Raw genomic sequence first — 19116 nt, 5'->3', positions numbered from 1 at the left:
TGTGCGCTCCACACGCGGGAGGCGACCATGACCGGTCCGGAGCAGCTGTCCTTCGCGGACGGCCCCCGCCTCGAGCTCGATGAGGCGCTCTCCGCACTGGTGGAGCAAGCCGAGCGGGTGCGCTCCACGCAGGGGCGACTTCGCGCCCTCATCAGCGCGACCCTGGTGGTCGTGGAGGAGAGCGACCTATCCACGGTGCTCCGGCGCATCGCACAGGCGGCCACCACCCTCGCCAACGCGGAGTTCGGTGCGCTGGGGGTGGTCTCTCCCGAGCGGGACGCGCTCGAGGAGTTCATCTACGTCGGGTTGACCGACCAGGAGGCCGCGAAGATCGGACACCTCCCGACCGGCCACGGGTTGCTCGGCGCGCTGATCGACGACCCGCGGCCCATCCGGATTCCGCGCATGTCGGACGATCCGCGTGCTTCGGGGTTTCCCGCCCACCATCCCCGGATGGACTCCTTCCTGGGCGTGCCCGTTCGAGTCCGGGGCGAAGTGTTCGGAAACCTCTATCTCACGAACAGCCGCGAGGGCGCGTTCTCGGAGGAGGACGAGCGACTCGTCGAGGCACTTGCCACCACCGCGGGGTTCGCCGTCGAGAACGCGCGCCTCCTCGAGCAGGCGCGCACGCGCGAGCGCTTCGTGACGACCGCGGCCGAACTCTCCGCGGCGCTCCTGTCGTCGTCGACCGGCACGGCGTTCGACCTGATCGCCGGACGGATCCTGGACCTCCCGGACATCGACAAGGTCACGGTGCTGCTCCCCGACGAACCGGCGGGAGCGATGCGGGTCGCCGCGGCGCGCGGGCCGGACGAAGCCGAGCTTCGCGGCAGCCTGTTCCCCGCCGCCGGCACGTGCGCGGGCGATGCGCTGGACACCGGCCGCGTCGCGGCTCGCCCTCGCGAGACGGAGTCGCGCGACCCCGCGCGCATCATGGCCGACGGTGTCGCCGGCGCGGTGATCGCTGCGCCGCTCCAGACGCGTGGACGGCTCTTCGGGCTGCTGTGCGCGGCGCGCAACCCGGACCGGGCCCGCTTCACCGCGACGGAGGCCGAGAGCTTCTCCGATCTCGCCTCCCGCGCGGCGATCGCGCTCGAGCTCGCGCACGCGCGCGAAGAGAGCCAGCAGGCACTTCTCGCCGACGATCGCCGCCGGATCGCCCGCGATCTGCACGACCACGTCATCCAGCAGCTCTTCGGCACCGGCCTCACGCTTCAGGCCGTGGCGAGCAGCGTGCCCGGCGAATCCGAAGCCCAGCGGCTTCGCGAGTCGATCGATCACCTCGACGACGCCATCTCCCAGATCCGCACCGTCGTCTTCGCGCTGTCTCGGCGGGAGGGATCTCTGCGTCACCGGATCATCGACGTCGTCGCCGAGCTGTGCGGGACGCTGACGCATCCTCCGGCGATCCGCTTCAGCGGACCCGTCGACCACGCCATCACCGGACCCCTCGCCGAGGAGGTCGTCGGGGTCACCCGTGAGCTCCTGAGCAACGCGATCCGCCATGCGAAGGCCGACCGGATGAGCGTCGAAGTGTCCGTCGGCGAGAACTCCCTCACGGTCGTGGTGACCGATGACGGGATCGGAATGGGCGAACCGGGCCACCGCAGCGGCCTGCGCAACCTCGATGAGAAGGCGAGCACGCGCGGGGGCACCTTCGTCGTGGAGTCGAAGCCCGGGGCCACCGCTGCACGGTGGAGCGTACCGGTCCCGCGCGACGGAGGGGGGTGAGGCGATGATCACGGTGTTCCTCGTCGATGATCACGAGATCGTCCGCCGGGGGATCGCGGACCTGATCGGAACGCAGGACGACCTGCAGGTCGTCGGTGAAGCTGGGACGGTCCGGCAGGCCTTCGGACGGATCGCCGCCACGATGCCGGACGTGGCGGTGCTCGACGTCCGGCTCCCGGACGGCAGCGGTGTCGACCTCTGCCGCGAGATCCGCTCGCGGCTGCCTTCCGTGGCGTGTCTCATCCTCACCGCGTACGACGACGATTCGGCGGTGAGCGCCGCGGTCCTGGCGGGAGCGGCCGGCTACATCCTCAAGGACGTCGGCGGCCCGCGCCTCGTGGACGTCATCCGGTCCGTCGCCGCCGGGCGACGGCTCGTGGATGAGGCCGTCGTCCGCCGTGCGACCGAGCAGATCCGGCGGCGGGCGGACGATACCGACCCGCGCCTCGGCTCCCTCGGACTCCGCGAGCGCCAGATCCTCCGCCTGATCGCCGACGGACTGACCAACCGCCAGATCGGCGAGCATCTCGGGCTCGCGGAGAAGACGGTGAAGAACTACGTGTCGTCCCTGCTGAGCAAGCTCGGGCTCGAACGCCGCACTCAGGCCGCGGTCTTCCAGGTCGAGCACCAGACCGACGGGCCGGGGTAGCGGTCGATACCCCGCTCACCCCTGGCGCGTCCCCGGATGCGCGGGGCGGGCGGGCACGAACGTGGACCGGTGGTGATGGAGGAGGGGATGCAGGATCCCCAGAGCCAGCAGCGTGAGGCCGAGTTCGAGGCATCCCACCGCGACGTAGACCGCCTGCAGAAGGCTGAACGGGATGTAGACCATCTGAACGAAGATCCAGATGATGCAGACGAAGCCTCCTGCCGCTGCTGCGAGCAGCTGCCAGGGTGAGTCGGCGATCGTCGCGAAGAAGCCCGCGGCGTGGACTCCTGCGACGACGACGATGAGCAGCAGGCCCGGGATCAGGTACGACCTGAAGGGTGATCCGTCCAGGTAGCTCATCGGCGGGGTCAGCACGGATGCCCACGCGGGATCCACACTCCCTGCGATGAGCGCGATTCCGCCGGCCAGTCCCGTGAGGGCGACGAACGCCTGTGTGATCAGCAGACCCACTCGGGTCGGACGACTCATGATCAGACCTCCTTCGGTTGAGCGAGCGCCGCGCCGTGCGGCACGATGACGACGGGACACTCGGCGTCCCAGAGCACGCCGGCGGCGACGGAATCCCGCAGACCGGGCGCGACGGGACCGCTCCGCCGGCCGCCGATGACGACCATCGAGCTGCGCGGCGCGAACCGGAGAAGAGCGGCTGCTCGGCTGTCGCGGACCAGCTCGCGTTCGATGCGGACCGTCGGATGCTGCGCGGCGACCCACGTTGCGGCGGTGTCGAGGACCTCGCCGTGCTGCGCCATCACGTCGGCCTGGGCAGCGACGAGGACGGCCGTCCCCTCGAACGAGGGCGTCGGCATGAGCCAGGAGTGCACGAGGCGAAGGGAGACCGACGAGGCTGCGGCCTCGCGCGCGGCGAATGCCAGAGCGGCGGCGGACGAGTCGTCGTCGGCGATCCCGACGGTGATCGGGTCGCCGACGTCGATCCATCCCGCGGGCACCAGGACCACCGGCACCTGCGCGATCGTCCTGACGCGCAACGAGGATGTGGCGGCCACGGCGGTGCGGATCGGATGCCCGGGATCGATGCCCGCAACGTAGAGCTCGGTGTCGACGCCGGCATCGTCGCCGTGCGGTGGCGGTCCGGCCACGGCGCGATGGCGCCGCACGACAGCACCGGGCGCGCGGTCTCGGAGGAGCGCTTCCGCGTCGTCGAACGTATCGGCTGCGTCGGCACCGACGCCACCGAACCCCGAGACGATCTCGACCAGGTCGACCGTCGTGGCGCCTCGCGCCGCGCGCGTCGCCACCCACGAAAGGGCGGACGCAGCGGCGGGGCTCCCGTCGAAGCCGAGGACAATGCGCTCCATGGCGACTCCTTCACACCGGCCGGATCGCCGGCCGTCTCGCTGACGGTATGCCGCATCGGCGGGCCTGCTCAGGCCGAAGGTCCCCCTGAGACGAGCGTCGGCGGGACCTTCGGCCCGGCGCGGCGCCGCGAGAAGCGCTCGACTGGGTCGGACGACGAGCAGGAGACGATGATGACCCCGAACCCCGCCGCGCACGGATCGGCGACGTTGCGCTTCCTCGGCGCGGCCGACACCGTCACCGGCTCTCGGTATCTGGTGACCGTCGGCGATCGACGCGTCCTCGTGGACTGCGGTCTCTTCCAGGGATACAAGGTGCTCCGGCTGCGCAACCGCGCGCCGTTTCCGATCCCGCCGTCCTCGATCGACGCCGTCGTGGTCTCACACGCGCATCTCGACCACTCCGGCTATCTGCCGGCGCTCGTCCGCGACGGGTTCCGCGGAATGGTCCACTCGACGGAGGGCACCGCCGAGCTCAGCCGGATCATGCTCCCCGACAGCGCGCACCTGCTGGAGGAGGAGGCCCGCTACGCGGCGAAGGGCAAATGGTCGAAGCATCCGCATCCCGAGCCTCTCTACCGCCTGCGCGACGCCCAGGCCGCGCTCGAGCGGTTCCGCCCGCTGCCCACGGGCGAGGTGGAGGCGATCACGGACGGCGTCGAGCTGGAGCTCGTGCCGGCCGGTCACATCCTCGGCGCCGCGCAGGTGCGACTGCGCGTCGCCGGGCGCACGCTCCACTTCACCGGCGATCTCGGCCGTCCGGACGATCCGTTGATGCGGCCCCCCGCCGCACTCGCGCCCGCCGACGTCCTCGTCACCGAATCCACCTACGGGGACCGCGAGCATGCACCCGACAGCCCCGAGGTCGTGCTCGGTGACGTCGTGCGCAGGATCGCCGGGCGCGGCGGTGTCGTGCTGATCCCTGCGTTCGCGGTCGGGCGGACTGAGACGGTGCTGCTGCACCTTTCGCGGCTGCGGGACCGCGGTGAGATTCCCGACGTCCCCATCTTCGTCAACAGTCCGATGGCGGTCAGCGCCCTGGAGGTCTACCGTCGTCACCCCGACGAGCATCGACTGGACACCGACGAACTCCAGCGGATGTACCGGATGCCGAGCATGGTGACGACCGTCGACGACTCGAAGCTCCTCAATCTGCGCGGCGGCCCGATGGTGATCATCTCCGCCAGCGGGATGCTCGCGGGCGGACGGGTGCTCCATCACCTCGCTGCGTACGGTCCGGATCGGCGCAATGCGATCGTGCTCACCGGCTACCAGGCGGGCGGCACGCGCGGCGCTGCGCTCCTCGCCGGCGCGCGTACGCTGCGCATCTTCGGACGGGATGTGCCCATTCGCGCCGAGGTCGTGAGCGCGGACTCCATGTCGGCGCACGCCGATGCCGACGATCTCATCGAGTGGATGAGGTCGTCGTCGGCCACGCCCTCCGCCGTCTACGTGACGCACGGGGAACCGGCTGCCGCCGACACTCTTCGAGCCCGCATCACCCACGAGCTGGGGTGGCCGGCGCGCGTGCCGGAGCACCTGGAGACCGTCCGGATCGCGTAGCGAGCGCGACGCCCGCGCCGCGTCGTGGCGTCATCCGGCGAGACGCTCGGTGAGCGAGTGCCCCCAGTCGCGAGCCCGCGCGAGCTCGCCGTCGACCAGCGGCCCCTCATATCCCTCGACGAGGAAGCTGGCGGGCTCGAGAACGCGGAAGCCGAGGCCACGCGCCGCACGGGTGGCGCTGCGCGATGCGGCGCCGGGGAGCAGTGGCATGTCCACGCGCGTGTCGAAGGCCGCGAACTCCCGGTGCGCCGGCTGGGTCGGCAGGGCGCGCAGCCACTCGCGGATCCCTCTGGGCACGTCCTTCGGATCGCCGCCCTGGCGCACCGCATCCTCTCGGGTGCGGTGTCTCGACATCGAGAAGGCATGCGTGGGGCCTCCTACGACCAGCAGCTCGATGTCGTCGGGGAGCTCGGTGGGTGCATCGACGACATTCGTCACGACCACCTCTGCGCCGTCTCCCATTCCGTCTGCGATCGCATCCGCGATCCGATGCGTGTTGCCGAACATCGACTCGAAAACCACCATTGCGCGCATCATGACGCCCCTTCACGACTCCTCTGCGACGGTCCGCGGGTGCACGATCACCACGGGGCAGTGGGCGTGTTCCGCGCAGGCGGCGCTCACCGACCCGAGGAGAAGACCGAGGAAACCGCCCCTTCCGCGGCTGCCGAGAACAAGCATCCCGCAGCTCTTGCTCACTTCGATCAGCGTCCGCGCGGCCGGTCCGCCCAGCACCCGGCGGGTGAGCCCGTCGGGCGGCGACTGGCCGAAGGCGCGTCTGATCGCCTCATCGAGATCATCGGCCGCGATCTGCTCGGGGTACCAACCCTCCATGGGCGGCATTCCGCCGGCGAGGGGGAACGTCCAGGTGATGAGCGCTTCGACAGGGGCATCGAAAGCCTCCGCCAGCCGCGCGGCATATCGCAGCGCGTCGACGGAGGAGTCCGAACCGTCGACGCCTACGACGATGCGGTCCACGTCAAGGGTGTCATCCATGGAGCCAGCGTTGCGGGGATCAGGCCGTCTCGAGGGGACGAAAGTCACACGGGCACGTCCGTGGAGATGCGGCAGTCTCGCGTTCCCGACGATAATTGCCGGATGCCGAAGATCTCCGCTCCGACGGTCGCCGAGCACCGCGCTGCTCAGCGCGCGGGCCTCCTCCGCGCGGGCGAAGCCGTGCTGCTCGAGTCAGGACTCGCCGGCGTGTCACCGCGGACGGTCAGTGAGCGTGCCGGCCTCGCGCGGTCGAGCTTCTACGACTACTTCGCCACGAAGGACGACCTGCTGGTCGCGATCGCGATCGCGGCGATCGAGCAGTGGGATGCCGAGATCGAGGTGGCCCTGTCGAACGTCGAGCCGGGCGTGGCACAGCTGCGGGCATTCGTCGACGCGACGATGACGATGACCGCGGACGGCAAGCACGCGATCGCGGGCGCTCTCCGTGAAGCGGACCTCAGCCCGAGTCGCTACGAAGACCTGATGACGCTCCACGCCGTGCTTCTGCGGCCTCTCGTGACGGTGCTGACCGATCTGGGGATCGAGAGGCCGGACTCCACCGCGATGCTTGTCCAGGGAGTGCTGGGCGCCGGCGTCCAGCTCGTCTCGCACGGGATGGACCATCGTGTCGTCGCCGACGATGTCTTCCGGCTGCTGACGGAAGGCCTGCCCGGCTGAGACCGGCTCGGCGGCGGGCCGGCGCTGCGGGTGCGTCAGACCGCGACGTTCGCCGCGATGATGCGGGCCGCGGCGGCTGCGCCGTCCTCCTTTTCGTACGCGACCTTCACCTCGTCGGCGGCCCGGCGGATCGCGGGGTCGGACAGCACGCGTTCGACCGCCTGCACGAAAGCCGGCCGCGACACGTGCGCGGGAGGAACGGCGATGGCGTTGCCCCGCTCCTCGCAGAGCCGCACGTGCCAGGTCTGCTCCGGCTGAAGGCCCATGCCCACGAACGGCACACCGGTGGCGCACGCGGTCTGCACCGTGCCCTGACCGCCGTGCAGGACGGCGGCGTCCAGCATCCCGCCCATCAGGTGAACCGGCAGCAGGTCCGTCACGTGCACATTCGCGGGCACGGGGTCGTCCGCGCCGAGGTAGTGGCTGATAGGGGCGATGACGTTGATCGGCAGCGGGCCGAGGGCACGCGCTGCGGCGAGCGCGAGGTCGCGGTTTCCGGAGGAGCCGAGGCCGAGGTAGACGAGCGGCTCGGGCGCGGCCGCGAGCTCGGTGGCGAGCGACGGGATGGGCGCGTCGATGTGCGCGAAGATCGGCCCGATGCGCTGGTAGTTAGGGGGAAGCTCGAACCCGTTGAGCTCCCACGGCATCTCGGTCAGCAGGTTGTGGTCGGCGGTGATCAGCGAGGCGACCGTGCGCAGCGGGGGCACGCCGTTCGCCTTCGCGACCACGGTGAATGCCCGCGGGGCGAGGGGAAGGGAGTTGTACACCCACCGGAACGCCCATGTCGCCACTCGGTCCGCCGAGCGCGCGAACCGCCCGCGTCCGCGCACGAGCTGCTGGTGCGGTGCCTGCGCCACCTGCGGCCCCGTGAGAGCGAAGGGCACGGGGAAGAACAGCGGGACGGACTCGGCGCGCGCCGAGATGAACGACGTCAGGTTCGACCCCGTGACCACGGCGCTCGCGTTCAGGCGCCGGATGAGCTCGCGCTCCACGTCGACGCGCGTGCGCACGAGGCCCTCGGTGAAGGGGCTCTTCATGCTGCGTCCCTGGTCGAATGCGATCGCCTGGTCTTTCTCCGCCGTGCTCCACGCCGGTTCGCACGCGCGGTAGTCGAAGCCCGCCGCGGTGATGAGGTCGACGTAGTCGTGCTCGTATCCCATGAAGACGGGCTCGAAGCGACGGTCGAGTGCGCGGGCGACCTGGATCATGCGGGTCGTCTCGGCCAGGTTGAACGTCACCGGGCAGAAGAGCACGACGGTCACGGGACCACTCCCTTCGGGGGCGTGTTGGTCCGAGTGTCGCACCCGCACGACCGCCTCGCCACCCGCCGCGGAGTGCCGGTTCCACGGCCCCGCCGGAGCGCTACGTCGTGCGGTCGGGAGCGGCGAGCAGTGATCGGGCAAGGACCGTCGAGCCGGCGACGGCGGCGGGCATCGTGGCGACGGCGCCGAGCGGGACCATGAAGCACAGCTGCGTCGCGACGCCGAAGCCGAGCACGCGCGCACGGTGCGCGCGACTGAGCGAGTGGCGTTGGGAGGGAAGCATCCCACGCGCGGTGAGTGCGCGCGAGACGAGCTCGTCGGCGACCAGCCATCCTGTCGCCAGGATGCCGAACACCGTGCCGAGGATGCCGCCGACCACCGGAATCAGTCCCAGCAGGCCGGCGACGATCGCGACACCGACACCGCGGGCGACCAGGATCAGCCCGTCGAGCGCGCCGCGCCAGAAGCCGTAGGCGGAGTCCGCCGGTGAGCCGCCCAGCTCCCGCTCGACGGCGATCCAGATCCGCTCGTAGAAGGGCTCGCCGACGAGCAGGGTCAGCGCCGTGAACGAGACGGCGACGATCACCAGCGCTGCACCGAACACCGCGGTGCCGACGGCGACGCGCATCACGGTCGCCCACAGCCCCGGCCAGCCGTCGGCGAAGGGCGTGACCGCCTCGGCGATCGCCGGAAGGTAGACGCCGAGGGCGATGAGCCCCCCGAGCAGCACCAGCGCGACGATGGCGGCGGGCACGAGGCCGAGCGCCATCAGGCCCGGCCGGCGACGCCAGTAGCCGAATCCTCGACCCAGCATCCCGACGCCCCGCGCGAACTCCCGCATCCTGCCCAGCCTAGATGCGGCGAGCGGATGCCTCGCCCACGCACGTGACGACATCGGGCCGCACCCCCATCGGGTGCGGCCCGATCAGCGCGCGCGGTCAGCGGGTACGGCGCCGGTAGATAGCCATCGCCCAGAAGTAGGCGACGACGAGGATGCCGACGCACCAGGCCAGCGCGACCCAGATCTGCGTACCCACGGGCTGCTGGGTGAAGATGTCGCGGATGGAGTTGACGATCGGCGTCACCGGCTGGTTGTCGGCGAACCACGCCACCGGTGCCGGCATGGTGTCGGTGGGCACGAACGCCGAGCTCAGGAACGGCAGGAAGATAAGCGGATACGAGAACGCGCTCGCCCCGTCGACCGTCTTCGCCGACAGCCCCGCCACGACGGCCAGCCAGGTCAGGGCCAGCGTGAACAGCACGAGGATTCCGAGCACGGCGAGCCACCCCAGCACTCCGGCGCCGGTGCGGAACCCGATGGCGAACGCCACTCCCACCACGATGACGAGCGAGATGACGTTCGCCACCAGCGACGTCAGGACGTGCGCCCACAGCGCGCTCGAGCGTGCGATGGGCATCGACTGGAATCGCTCGAAGATGCCGCCCTGCATGTCCATGAACAGCCGGTACGCCGTATAGGCGATGCCCGACGCGATCGTGATCAGCAGGATGCCGGGGAGCATGTAGTCGATGTACGAGTACGACCCGGTGTCGATCGCCCCGCCGAAGACGAACACGAACAGGAGCATGATGGCCACCGGGGTGACCGCCGTCGTGATGATGGTGTCGGGACTGCGGAGGATGTGGCGCAGCGACCGCCCGGTGAGGACGGCGGTGTCGCCGACGAAGTGCGAGGTCATCGCGGTTCTCCTTTCTCTGCTGCCGCGGCGTCGCCGGCGGCGTTGAGTCCGTCTTCGCCGATGATCGCGAGGAAGACCTCCTCGAGCGTCGGCTGCTTCTCGACGTACTGCACGGTGGTGGGAGGCAGCAGCTGCTTCAGCTCGGCGAGTGTGCCGTTCGCGATGATGCGGCCCTGATGGAGGATCGCGATGCGATCCGCCAGCTGCTCGGCCTCGTCGAGGTACTGCGTCGTGAGGAGAACCGTCGTGCCGTTCGCGGCGAGCTCCTTGACGGCGTCCCACACCTCGATGCGCGCCTGCGGATCGAGGCCCGTCGTGGGCTCGTCGAGGAACACGATCGGCGGGTCTCCGATGAGGCTCATGGCGATGTCGAGGCGGCGCCGCATGCCGCCCGAGTACGTGCCCGCCCGGCGCCCGCCGGCGTCGGTCAGCGAGAACCGGGCGAGCAGCGCGTCGGCGGTCCCGCCGGCGTCGGCGATGTGCCGCAGCTGCGCCACGAGCACGAGGTTCTCACGTCCGGTGAGCACTTCGTCGACGGCTGCGAACTGCCCGGTGAGGCTGATCGACTCGCGCACCCGCGCGGCCTCCGCGGCGACGTCGTGACCGTGCACGGTGGCGGTGCCCGCATCGCCCTTCAGCAGGGTCGACAGGATGCGGACGACCGTGGTCTTGCCCGCGCCGTTCGAGCCCAGGAGGGCGAAGATGCTCCCCTCGGCGACGTCGAAGTCGACGCCGGTGAGCACGTCGAGGTCGGCGAAGGACTTCTCGAGTCCCTCGACCCTGATCGCGGCAGACGTCTTCATTGCTCCCCGTCCTCTCGTCGAGCGTCGTCCATCGCCTTCGTGAGGCGAGCGCGCTCCTTGTCGATCCACCGGGTGCCGGCGTAGGCCTGGGCGAAGGTCTCGGCGAACTCGACGGGGTCGTCGCCGACGATGTCGCCCACCGGTGTGCCGTCCACCGCAGCACGCTCCCACAGGTCGGCCAGGTCGGTGAACATCTGGGTCATGGTGTCTCCGTCGGTGACACCGCCGTAGTACATGAGGTACCGGTGCATCGCCTTCGCCGCGGTGGCATAGGGCTCGGGGAGCCCGTCGATGCGTGCCTTGTCCTGTTTGTACTGCTTCTTCTGCTCGAGTGAGCCGGTCAAGAATTCGATCCATTTCGCGGCCATGTCACCGGTCTCCTTCGGTCTGAACTGCCTGGTCTGGGTCTGTGCTTCGGTGGAGCTGTTCGATGCGCCCTGCGAGGAAGCTCCAGGTCCTCCAGAACTCGGCGAGCTGCTCGCGGCCCTGCGCGTTGAGCGAGTACACCTTGCGCGGCGGGCCCTTCTCGGACGGCACCTTCTCGACATCGACGAGACCGCGCTGCTCGATGCGCACGAGGAGGGCGTACACGGTTCCCTCGACGAGATCCGAGAACCCCTCGTCGCGCAGGCTGGCCGTGATCTCGTAGCCGTACGCCGGCCGGACTGACAGCGTGGCGAGCACGATGCCCTCCAGCGTGCCCTTGAGCATCTCCGTCATCTGATTGCCCATCGCGCATCGCCTCCATCTACTCAGCGATGCTGAGTACCAGTAGACGGTAACACTAAGTACCGGTAGATAGCAACACTGAATACCGGAGGTCATCCGACGCTCTCGCGTACCGTTCTCCAGGACCGGCGGGGTCGGCGCGGGGGAGTGCCCGCCGAACGACCCGGGCGCGGTCGCCCAGGGGCGCGCGGTCGTGAGACGGTACGGCGGGGTGGGGCGTCTCCCGAGGTGCGAAGCGTCAGTCCGACGTCAGGCGGGGCGTGCGCGGGGGCTCGGTGCGGCGGTGTCCCGTGGCCTCGAACGCGGCCGCCAGCTGCAGCAGCGCCGAGTCGGAGTATGCGCGCCCGCAGAAGGTGAGGCCCACCGGCATCCCGATGTCGTCCATGAGCCCCATCGGCACCGTGACCGAAGGGATGCCGAGGTGGCGCATCGCGAGGTTGCCGTTGGCGATCCAGACGCCGTTGCGCCAGCCGAGGTCGGCCGAGGCCGGATTGACGTCCATGTCGGCCGGGCCGACGTCGGCGACCGCGGGGAACACGACGGCATCGAGCGCGAGGGTGTCCATCCAGTCCTCGAGGTCGACCTTGCGCGTGCGCTCCAGGCCGTGGAGGCCCGCCTCCAGCTCGGGGATGTCGGTCATCGACGACACCGGGTGCTCGCGCACCTGCGCCGGGTACTCGGCGATGTCGTCCTCGAAGCCGGTGTAGCGGTCGGGCAGGGCGCCGACGGGGTGGGGGAAGATCTGTGCTCCGTCGACGTCGGTCAGCGACGAGAGGCGGGGGTCGCCGTTCGCGTCGAGAAAGTCGTCCCACGCCCACGCCGACAGGTCGACGATCTCGCGCTGCAGATAGGAGGAAGTGACGTAGCCGCGGGTGCGGATGGTGGGCGCGCCCGGGCGGTCGCCCTCGTAGTTCGACACGACCGGGAAGTCCACCTCGACGACGGTCGCCCCATGCGCTTCGAGGTCGCGGCGCGCGGCCTCCCACAGGTCGATGACCGACGGACGCGTCTCGATGCGGGTGCCGGTGGGGCCGCCGATGCCGGGAGAGTCGGCGGTTCCGGCGTCGTGGTCGGCGTTGATGTACATCCGCGGGACGCCGATGCGACATCCGTCGAGCACGTCGTGGGGTTCGGCGGCGATGCGGCCGAGCGCGGCGTAGGAGTGCGGCCGGACGTCCGACGCGGCCGGCAGCGGGATCCACGGCTGTGCGCGCCAGAAGTCGCCGCGCGCCTCGGGGTCGTCGGCGACGACGACGTCGAGCACGTCGAGCAGGTCGCCCATCGTGCGCGTGTGCGGCACGACGACGTCCATCGTGGGCACCAGCGGCCAGTTGCCGCGCACCGAGATCACGCCGCGCGACGGGGTGTAGGCGCACAGGGCGTTGTTGGACGCGGGCCCGCGGCCGCTCGACCAGGTCTCCTCACCCAGCCCGAACGCCGCGAAGCTCGCCGCGGTCGCGGTGCCCGAGCCGTTGGAGGAGCCCGACGCGAAGGGCGCCGTCAGGTAGGCCCCGTTGTAGGGGCTCTCGGCGCGGCCGTAGAGTCCGCGCTGCATGCCGCCGTTGGCCATCGGAGGCATGTTCGTCAGGCCGAGGCAGATGGCTCCGCCCGCGCGCAGGCGCTCGATCGTGAAGGCGTCGCGCTGCGCGACGAGGTCGGCGAACGCGGGGCTGCCGGCCGCGGCGGTGAGCCCGGCCACGAGGTAGCTGTCTTTGGCGGTGTACGGGATGCCGTCAAGCGGGCCGAGGGTCTCGCCGGCAGCGCGACGAGCATCGGATGCCTCGGCCTCTGCGAGCGCGTCGGGGTTGCGCACGACCACGGCGTTGAGCGCGGTCTCGGTCTCGGGGCCGTCATATGCGTCGATGCGCGCGAGGTAGGCGCGGACGAGCTCGACGCTCGTCGCCTCGCCGCTCTCGAGCGCCGCCCGCAGCTCCGCGATGGTGGCCTCGACGACGTCGACCATCACGCCACCGCCGGCTGCTGCTGGGTGATGCAGTGGATGCCTCCGCCGCGGGCGAAGATCGGTCTCGCGTCGACGCTCACGACCCTGCGTCCGGGGTATGCCTCCGACAGGATGCCGCGGGCCGCGGCATCCGCTTCCTCTTCGCCGAATCCGCACGCGATGACGCCGCCGTTCACGACGAGGTGGTTGATGTAGCTCCAGTCGACGAAGCCCTCGCGGTCGCGGAGCGTCGCCGGCGCGGGGACGTCGACGACGTCCCATCGGCGGCCGGCCGCGTCGGTCTCGTTCTCGAAGACCGCGCGCAGCTCGCGGGTGACGGCGTGGTCGGGATGCCCGGGGTCGCCCTGGTGGTGCAGCAGCACACGCCCGGGGGACGGGATGGTCGCGACGATGTCGACGTGGCCGTTCGTGCCGAAGTCGTCGTAGTCGCGCGTGAGCCCGCGCGGCAGCCAGATGGCGTGCGAGGTGCCGATCGTGCGGGCCAGCTCGGCCTCGACCCGGGCGCGGTCGGCGTAGGGGTTGCGGCGCGGATCGAGCTGCACGGTCTCGGTCAGCAGCACGGTGCCCTCACCGTCGACGTGGATGCCGCCACCCTCGTTCACGAGCGCCGAGCTGATGTGCTCCGCCCCGACGAGGTCGGTCACGAACCGCCCGATCCGGGCGGACAGTCCCCACTCCGCCCACTCGGGCGCTCCCCAGCCGTTGAAGATCCAGTCCACTGCGCCGAGCACGCCGGGAAGCTCGTCGTCCACGACGAACGTGGGGCCGAAGTCGCGCATCCAGAACTCGTCCAGAGGCGCTTCGACGATCTCGATGTCACTCGACATCATGCGCCGGGCGCGGTCGGTCTCGGACGGATCGACGACCATCGTCACCGGCTCGAACTCGGCGACGGCATGGGCGGTCGCCGTCCACGCGGCGTAGCACTCCTCCCGCTCTGCAGGGGAGGCGCCCAGTGTCTGGCCCTCGCGGGGGAAGGCCATCCATGTGCGCTCGTGCGGCGTCGTCTCGGAGGGCATCCGCCAGGCCATGAGTCGTCCTTCCCGTTCTGTTGATCACTTGATCAATTCGGGATCACGGTACAGAATCGTCCGTGATGCAGTCAACACCCACGCGAAGATCCGCTGCCGAGCGCGTCACCCAGATCGCCGACGCCGCCCGCGCCATCGCGCTCGAGTCGGGCCTCGCCGCCGTGACGCTGCGGGCGGTCGCGACCGGGGTCGGAGTCGCACCGGCACTGGTCGCGCACTATGTGCCGAGCATGGACGAACTCGTCGCCGACACGTTCTCGGGCGTCGTCGGCGACGAACTCGCCGAGGTGATCGCGCTGGCCGGGAACCACCGCTCCGCGGCCGATGCGCTGTCCGCGGTGCTGGCGAGCCTGCTCGACGACGGCAGGGGCGAGGTAACGCTGATCTGGGTGCAGAGCTGGTCGCTCGGCCGGCGCAACAACCTGCTCGCCGAGCGCGTGCGCGAGCAGATGGACGCGTGGCGTCGCTTCCTCGGCGGCATCCTCGAACGTGGCCGGACCGCGGAGGAGTTCCGCTGCGACGACCCGGACGCGATCGCTGCCCAGACGCTCGGCATGGTCGACGGCCTCAACGCGCATTCTCTCGTGGCGTGGCAGGATGCATCGGAGCGCGTGCGTCTGCTGCTGCGCTCGGTCGAGGCGATGCTCGACCTGCCGTCCGGGGTGCTCACCTCGCCCGGCGCGACCGTCACTGCACCGCACGCTCCGGAAGGCGCCACATGACTCGGGTCCTCGTGATCGTGGATATCCAGCGGGACTACTTCCCGGGCGGCGCGTACCCGCTGGTGGGAGCGGATGCCGCCGCCGAGCGCGCCGCGGTGCTGCTGGCTGATCAGCGCGCGTCCGGACGGCCGGTGATCCATGTGCGGCACGAAAGCCGCGAACCCGGAGCCGGGATGCTCGCACCGGGTACGCCCGGCGGCGAGATCGACTCGCGCGTCGCGCCGCTCGCCGGCGAGACCGTCGTGCCGAAGACGCACCCGAATTCCTTCCTCGGGACTCCCCTGAACGACCTGCTGCGCGGGGCCGCGGCATCCGAGGTCCTCGTCATCGGCATGCAGAGCAGCATGTGCGTCGACGCGACGGTGCGCGCGGCGTCCGACTTCGGCTTTGCCGTGACCGTCGCCGCGGACGCGTGCGCCGCGCCCGATCTCGAGTTCGGCGGCAACCGGATCGGCGGTGCCGACGTGCACGCGGCATTCATGGCGGCGCTCGCCGCGGGCTACGCGAAGGTCGCGCTCGTCGACGACCTCGTGGCCTGACCCGCGGCCGATCGAGACCCGCGCCGCATCCGCCCCGCCGAGGCGAGCACGGTCCGGATAGACGCCGGTGCCGCGCGCTGTCAACCCCGTCGCGCCCGTCACCGGGTGTCGCGCAGGCTCGTCACGTGGCCGCGCGCAGTCACGTCGCGGCCGAGGACGAGTGAGGAGCGACGACGAGCATGGTGCGATTCGGCTACACCCTGATGACCGAGCAGAGCGGGCCGAGGGAGCTCGTGCGCTACGCCCAGGCGGCCGAGGAGGCCGGATTCGACTTCGAGGTGTCGAGCGACCACTACTCGCCCTGGCTCACCACGCAGGGTCACTCGCCGTACGCGTGGACCGTGCTCGGCGCCGTCGCGCAGGCCACCTCGCGGGTCGAGCTCATGACCTACGTCACGTGCCCGACGATGCGGTATCACCCGGCGGTCGTGGCGCAGAAGTCCGCGACGATGCAGCTGCTTTCGGAGGGGCGGTTCGTGCTCGGCCTGGGGTCGGGTGAGAGCCTCAACGAGCACGTCGTCGGCGAGGGCTGGCCGGGCGTCGGCACGCGCCAGAGCATGCTCGAGGAGGCGGTGGAGATCATCCGCGAGCTGCACTCGGGCGAGCTCGTGACCTTCGACGGCGAATACTTCCGGGTCGATTCGGCCCGGGTGTGGGACGCGCCCGAGGACGGCGTGCCGATCGGCATCGCGGTCTCGGGCGGCGACTCGATCGAGCGCTTCGCTCCTCTGGCCGACCACATGATCGCGGTGACGCCCGAAAAGGATCTGGTGGCGGGGTGGGATGCCGCGCATCCGGGCCCGTCGCGCAAGATCGGCCAGGTACCCATCTCGTGGGACCCCGACCTGGAGACGGCGGTCGAACGGGCGCACGACCAGTTCCGCTGGTTCGGCGGTGGGTGGCAGGTCAACGCCGACCTTCCGACGCCCGCGGGCTTCGCTGCCGCGAGCCAGTTCGTGCGGACCGACGACGTCGCCGAGGCGATCGCGTGCGGACCCGACCTCGATGAGCTCGCCGAGAGCGTGCGGCCGTTCATCGACGCGGGGTTCACCGACATCGCCGTCGTCCAGATCGGCGACGAGCAGCAGGAGCGCTTCGTGACCGAGGTCGCGGAGCCCCTGCTGGAGCGCCTGCGAGCGCTCGCCTGACCCGGGAGCAGCAGTGAGCGCTCCCGGCAGGACAGCCATCAGAGTCTCGGTCGTCATTCCCGCGAAGAACGACGCCGAGCGGCTCGCCTCCTGCCTGGCCGCACTGGCCGCCCAGAGGCGTCAGGCCGACGAAGTCATCGTCGTCGACAACGGCTCGTCCGACGGCACCGCTCGCGTGGCCCGCGCCGCCGGGGCGCGGATCGTCCCGTGCGCAGAGCCGGGCATTCCCGCGGCATCCTCAGCCGGGTACGACGCTGCCACGGGAGACCTCGTGCTGCGGCTCGACGCCGACTGCCTTCCGCAGCCAGAGTGGGTCGAGCGGGTCGTCGCCGCCTTCGCGGACGCGCCCGACGTCGGGGCGATCACCGGAGGCGCGACGTTCGCGGACGGGCCACGGTGGCTGCGGACACCGCTGGCCGCCGTCTACCTCGCGGCGTACGTCGCGGCCACCGCGCCGGCGCTCGGGCACCTGCCGCTGTTCGGATCGAACCTCGCGCTGCGCCGTCGCGTGTGGCACGACGTCCGGGCCGACGTGCACCGGCACGATCCCGAGGTGCACGACGACCTCGACCTCGCCTTCCACGTCGGCGAGCGGCACGTCATCCGCTACCGCCGGGGCTTGGGCATGCGCATGTCGATGCGTCCGTTCGGCGACGACGTCGGCTCGTTCGGCGTGCGCCTCACGCGAGGGTTCCGGTCGGTGCTCGTGCACTGGCCGCGCGACTTCCCGCCGCTGCGCTGGCTGCGGCTGATCGTGCGGCGAGCGACGGGGTCGCAGACGGATCGGATGCCGCGACCTCACCGCCGAGCGGATCTAGCCTGACCGCGGCGCGGCGTCAACCCCTCCGGTTCGCGGGTCGCGCCTGAGAGAGTCGAAGCGATCGCCGCGGCAGCCCGCGGTCGTGCCATCAGGAGGACCCATGACGATCGCCGACATCGAATCCACTGCCCTTCACGCCTTCGGCCCGCGCGGTCCGCTCAGCGCCACGACGCTCGCGATCCTGATGCACGACGACGTCGCGCACCGCCGCGACGCGATGGTGGGTGCGTGCCGCGCGGCGGTGCTCTCCAGCGACGACGTCACGACCGATGAGGACATCCAGTTCACGCTGTTCCTGCTCTACGCGAGCTCGTACGGGTCGCTCGAGTGGATCGACGCCGGCTGGGAGTGGCATCCTGCGCTGATCGAGGCGCGCGGCATCCTCGAGTCGGCTTTCGAGGCGGCGCTGCGCCGTCGCGTCGAGGTCCCCGACAGCCCTGAGCCGAAGGCGTCCGCGATCGCGCAGGCGCTTTTCGACCTGACGGCCCCCTCGCCCGGACCCTCTCTCTCCCGCTTCCTCGCCAAGGAGGCGACGCTCGAGCAGGCGCGCGAGTTCCTGATCCACCGCAGCATCTACACGCTCCGCGAGGCCGACCCGCACTCGTGGGCCATCCCGCGCCTGACCGGTCGCCCGAAGGCCGCGCTGGTCGAGATCCAGTCAGACGAATACGGCGGTGGCCGCCCCGAGCGGGTTCACGCCGAGATCTTCGCCCGCACGATGCGCGGGGCCAGGCTGGACTCCACGTACGGTGCCTATGCCGACGTGGTGCCGGCGGTGACCTTCGCGGCACAGAACGCCATGTCGATGTTCGGGCTCAACCGCCGCCTGGTCGGCGCGATCGTGGGCCACCTGGCGGCGTTCGAGATGACGTCGTCGCTTCCGAACCGGTCATACGGCGACGCCTTCCGGCGGCTGGGCTTCGAGTCCGAGGTGACGGATTACTTCGACGAGCACGTCGAGGCGGACGCTGTGCACGAGCAGATCGCTGCGCACGACCTCGCGGGTGCACTGGGCGAGCAGCGGCCAGAGCTGGTGCCCGACATCATGTTCGGTGCCGCCGCGTGTCTCGCGCTCGACGACCTCGGGGCCGACCACATGCGCACGGCATTCGAAGCCGGCCGGTCGTCGCTGCGGGCCGAGGAGGGGTTCGCGTCGTGAGCGGGCGGACGCCAGTCATCACCGCCTGCGCGAACGGGCCGCTGCTGGTGCGCGGCGACGTCGAGATCCTCGGCGACGACGGCGAACCGCTGCGCAATCCCCGGCGCACGGTCGCCCTGTGCAGGTGCGGAGCCTCGGCGATCAAGCCGTGGTGCGACGGCACCCACAAGCTGACGCGCTTCTCTACGGAGCCCCCGCCTTCGGTGACGTGACCCCCGAGTGGAGGCGCGGCCCCGGCAATCGAGCGGATGCTGCGGCCGCGCCATCCGCTCGGTCATACCTCGTGGTC

General features: G+C 70.8%; 22 protein-coding genes. 10 read left to right on the top strand and 12 right to left on the bottom strand.

The window, feature by feature from the left end:
- Positions 1-27 precede the first annotated feature (27 nt).
- Both MK786_RS09630 and MK786_RS09625 read left to right on the top strand, forming a co-directional pair.
- A complete protein-coding gene (locus tag MK786_RS09630) occupies positions 28-1731 on the top strand; it encodes a GAF domain-containing protein (protein ID WP_241112016.1) in 1704 nt (567 codons plus the stop codon).
- 4 nt (positions 1732-1735) lie between these two features.
- Entirely contained in the window at positions 1736-2380 is a 645-nt protein-coding gene (locus tag MK786_RS09625; protein ID WP_241112015.1) for a response regulator transcription factor, read from the top strand.
- A 15-nt stretch (positions 2381-2395) separates the two neighbouring features.
- Here MK786_RS09625 and MK786_RS09620 read toward each other — a convergent pair whose 3' ends face one another.
- Positions 2396-2869, bottom strand: a complete 474-nt coding sequence (locus MK786_RS09620; protein WP_241112014.1) for a hypothetical protein — start codon at positions 2867-2869, stop codon at positions 2396-2398.
- A gap of 2 nt (positions 2870-2871) precedes the next feature.
- On the bottom strand, positions 2872-3717 hold the full coding sequence (locus MK786_RS09615; protein ID WP_241112013.1) for a universal stress protein: 846 nt from the start codon (positions 3715-3717) through the stop codon (positions 2872-2874).
- A 171-nt stretch (positions 3718-3888) separates the two neighbouring features.
- On the opposite strand from MK786_RS09615, the gene MK786_RS09610 reads away from it, so the two are divergent.
- Positions 3889-5277, top strand: a complete 1389-nt coding sequence (locus MK786_RS09610) for an MBL fold metallo-hydrolase RNA specificity domain-containing protein (RefSeq protein WP_241112012.1) — start codon at positions 3889-3891, stop codon at positions 5275-5277.
- Between the two features lie 30 nt (positions 5278-5307).
- On the opposite strand, the gene MK786_RS09605 is transcribed toward MK786_RS09610, so the two are convergent.
- Positions 5308-5802: a hypothetical protein gene (locus tag MK786_RS09605; protein ID WP_241112011.1), complete on the bottom strand. Its 495-nt coding sequence runs from the start codon at positions 5800-5802 to the stop codon at positions 5308-5310.
- Positions 5803-5823: 21 nt separating this feature from the next.
- On the bottom strand, positions 5824-6273 hold the full coding sequence (locus MK786_RS09600) for a universal stress protein (protein WP_241112010.1): 450 nt from the start codon (positions 6271-6273) through the stop codon (positions 5824-5826).
- A 102-nt stretch (positions 6274-6375) separates the two neighbouring features.
- Here MK786_RS09600 and MK786_RS09595 point away from each other — a divergent pair, with 102 nt between their 5' ends.
- Positions 6376-6951 carry a TetR/AcrR family transcriptional regulator gene (locus MK786_RS09595; RefSeq protein ID WP_241112009.1) on the top strand — a complete coding sequence of 192 codons (576 nt, stop codon included), beginning with the start codon at positions 6376-6378 and terminating at the stop codon, positions 6949-6951.
- Positions 6952-6986: 35 nt separating this feature from the next.
- Here the strand turns inward: MK786_RS09595 and MK786_RS16450 are convergent, their stop codons facing one another.
- The 8 genes from MK786_RS16450 to MK786_RS09555 all read right to left on the bottom strand — a co-directional run bounded on the left by MK786_RS16450 (position 6987) and on the right by MK786_RS09555 (position 14439).
- Positions 6987-8213, bottom strand: a complete 1227-nt coding sequence (locus tag MK786_RS16450) for a nucleotide disphospho-sugar-binding domain-containing protein (protein ID WP_241112008.1) — start codon at positions 8211-8213, stop codon at positions 6987-6989.
- 100 nt (positions 8214-8313) lie between these two features.
- Complete coding sequence (locus MK786_RS09585; RefSeq protein WP_241112007.1) at positions 8314-9054, bottom strand: EI24 domain-containing protein; 741 nt, start codon at positions 9052-9054, stop codon at positions 8314-8316.
- 97 nt (positions 9055-9151) lie between these two features.
- The gene (locus MK786_RS09580) at positions 9152-9913 is read right to left on the bottom strand and encodes an ABC transporter permease (protein ID WP_241112006.1); all 762 of its coding nucleotides are present in this window, start codon (positions 9911-9913) and stop codon (positions 9152-9154) included.
- Positions 9910-10716, bottom strand: coding sequence for an ABC transporter ATP-binding protein (locus MK786_RS09575; RefSeq protein ID WP_241112005.1), 807 nt, complete (start codon positions 10714-10716; stop codon positions 9910-9912). Before MK786_RS09575 ends, MK786_RS09580 begins: the two co-directional genes overlap by 4 nt.
- Positions 10713-11084 (bottom strand): DUF1048 domain-containing protein, encoded by a 372-nt coding sequence (locus tag MK786_RS09570; protein WP_241112004.1) that lies wholly within the window; start codon positions 11082-11084, stop codon positions 10713-10715. The genes MK786_RS09575 and MK786_RS09570 overlap by 4 nt, the downstream gene beginning before the upstream one ends.
- 1 nt (position 11085) lies before the next feature.
- Positions 11086-11448, bottom strand: coding sequence for a PadR family transcriptional regulator (locus MK786_RS09565; RefSeq protein WP_241112003.1), 363 nt, complete (start codon positions 11446-11448; stop codon positions 11086-11088).
- 235 nt (positions 11449-11683) lie between these two features.
- Positions 11684-13408: an amidase gene (locus tag MK786_RS09560; RefSeq protein WP_241112002.1), complete on the bottom strand. Its 1725-nt coding sequence runs from the start codon at positions 13406-13408 to the stop codon at positions 11684-11686.
- Positions 13408-14439, bottom strand: a complete 1032-nt coding sequence (locus tag MK786_RS09555) for an agmatine/peptidylarginine deiminase (protein WP_241112001.1) — start codon at positions 14437-14439, stop codon at positions 13408-13410. The genes MK786_RS09560 and MK786_RS09555 overlap by 1 nt, the downstream gene beginning before the upstream one ends.
- A 65-nt stretch (positions 14440-14504) precedes the next feature.
- Here MK786_RS09555 and MK786_RS09550 point away from each other — a divergent pair, with 65 nt between their 5' ends.
- The 6 genes from MK786_RS09550 to MK786_RS09525 all read left to right on the top strand — a co-directional run bounded on the left by MK786_RS09550 (position 14505) and on the right by MK786_RS09525 (position 19039).
- Positions 14505-15161 (top strand): TetR/AcrR family transcriptional regulator, encoded by a 657-nt coding sequence (locus MK786_RS09550; protein ID WP_241112000.1) that lies wholly within the window; start codon positions 14505-14507, stop codon positions 15159-15161.
- Positions 15158-15700: a cysteine hydrolase family protein gene (locus tag MK786_RS09545; RefSeq protein ID WP_241111999.1), complete on the top strand. Its 543-nt coding sequence runs from the start codon at positions 15158-15160 to the stop codon at positions 15698-15700. The genes MK786_RS09550 and MK786_RS09545 overlap by 4 nt, the downstream gene beginning before the upstream one ends.
- A 179-nt stretch (positions 15701-15879) precedes the next feature.
- Complete coding sequence (locus MK786_RS09540; RefSeq protein ID WP_241111998.1) at positions 15880-16848, top strand: TIGR03557 family F420-dependent LLM class oxidoreductase; 969 nt, start codon at positions 15880-15882, stop codon at positions 16846-16848.
- A gap of 13 nt (positions 16849-16861) precedes the next feature.
- A complete protein-coding gene (locus MK786_RS09535) occupies positions 16862-17671 on the top strand; it encodes a glycosyltransferase family 2 protein (RefSeq protein ID WP_241111997.1) in 810 nt (269 codons plus the stop codon).
- Positions 17672-17768: 97 nt separating this feature from the next.
- Complete coding sequence (locus MK786_RS09530) at positions 17769-18827, top strand: iron-containing redox enzyme family protein (protein WP_374200462.1); 1059 nt, start codon at positions 17769-17771, stop codon at positions 18825-18827.
- On the top strand, positions 18824-19039 hold the full coding sequence (locus tag MK786_RS09525; protein ID WP_241111996.1) for a CDGSH iron-sulfur domain-containing protein: 216 nt from the start codon (positions 18824-18826) through the stop codon (positions 19037-19039). Before MK786_RS09530 ends, MK786_RS09525 begins: the two co-directional genes overlap by 4 nt.
- The last annotated feature ends 77 nt before the right edge of the window (positions 19040-19116 follow it).

The organism is Microbacterium sp. CFH 31415 (assembly GCF_022538185.1).
In the GTDB taxonomy this organism is placed as follows: domain Bacteria; phylum Actinomycetota; class Actinomycetes; order Actinomycetales; family Microbacteriaceae; genus Microbacterium.
Note: the sequence above shows the minus strand (reverse complement) of the source record. Positions and strands in the feature narration are given on the sequence as shown.

Excerpts from the sequence above, each read along its gene's own strand:
- MK786_RS09630 (WP_241112016.1), top strand. The coding sequence starts at position 28 with ATGACCGGTCCGGAGCAGCTGTCCTTCGCGGACGGCCCCCGCCTCGAG.
- MK786_RS09625 (WP_241112015.1), top strand. The coding sequence starts at position 1,736 with ATGATCACGGTGTTCCTCGTCGATGATCACGAGATCGTCCGCCGGGGG.
- MK786_RS09620 (WP_241112014.1), bottom strand. The coding sequence starts at position 2,869 with ATGAGTCGTCCGACCCGAGTGGGTCTGCTGATCACACAGGCGTTCGTC.
- MK786_RS09615 (WP_241112013.1), bottom strand. The coding sequence starts at position 3,717 with ATGGAGCGCATTGTCCTCGGCTTCGACGGGAGCCCCGCCGCTGCGTCC.
- MK786_RS09610 (WP_241112012.1), top strand. The coding sequence starts at position 3,889 with ATGACCCCGAACCCCGCCGCGCACGGATCGGCGACGTTGCGCTTCCTC.
- MK786_RS09605 (WP_241112011.1), bottom strand. The coding sequence starts at position 5,802 with ATGGTGGTTTTCGAGTCGATGTTCGGCAACACGCATCGGATCGCGGAT.
- MK786_RS09600 (WP_241112010.1), bottom strand. The coding sequence starts at position 6,273 with ATGGATGACACCCTTGACGTGGACCGCATCGTCGTAGGCGTCGACGGT.
- MK786_RS09595 (WP_241112009.1), top strand. The coding sequence starts at position 6,376 with ATGCCGAAGATCTCCGCTCCGACGGTCGCCGAGCACCGCGCTGCTCAG.
- MK786_RS09585 (WP_241112007.1), bottom strand. The coding sequence starts at position 9,054 with ATGCGGGAGTTCGCGCGGGGCGTCGGGATGCTGGGTCGAGGATTCGGC.
- MK786_RS09580 (WP_241112006.1), bottom strand. The coding sequence starts at position 9,913 with ATGACCTCGCACTTCGTCGGCGACACCGCCGTCCTCACCGGGCGGTCG.
- MK786_RS09575 (WP_241112005.1), bottom strand. The coding sequence starts at position 10,716 with ATGAAGACGTCTGCCGCGATCAGGGTCGAGGGACTCGAGAAGTCCTTC.
- MK786_RS09570 (WP_241112004.1), bottom strand. The coding sequence starts at position 11,084 with ATGGCCGCGAAATGGATCGAATTCTTGACCGGCTCACTCGAGCAGAAG.
- MK786_RS09565 (WP_241112003.1), bottom strand. The coding sequence starts at position 11,448 with ATGGGCAATCAGATGACGGAGATGCTCAAGGGCACGCTGGAGGGCATC.
- MK786_RS09560 (WP_241112002.1), bottom strand. The coding sequence starts at position 13,408 with ATGGTCGACGTCGTCGAGGCCACCATCGCGGAGCTGCGGGCGGCGCTC.
- MK786_RS09555 (WP_241112001.1), bottom strand. The coding sequence starts at position 14,439 with ATGGCCTGGCGGATGCCCTCCGAGACGACGCCGCACGAGCGCACATGG.
- MK786_RS09550 (WP_241112000.1), top strand. The coding sequence starts at position 14,505 with ATGCAGTCAACACCCACGCGAAGATCCGCTGCCGAGCGCGTCACCCAG.
- MK786_RS09545 (WP_241111999.1), top strand. The coding sequence starts at position 15,158 with ATGACTCGGGTCCTCGTGATCGTGGATATCCAGCGGGACTACTTCCCG.
- MK786_RS09540 (WP_241111998.1), top strand. The coding sequence starts at position 15,880 with ATGGTGCGATTCGGCTACACCCTGATGACCGAGCAGAGCGGGCCGAGG.
- MK786_RS09530 (WP_374200462.1), top strand. The coding sequence starts at position 17,769 with ATGACGATCGCCGACATCGAATCCACTGCCCTTCACGCCTTCGGCCCG.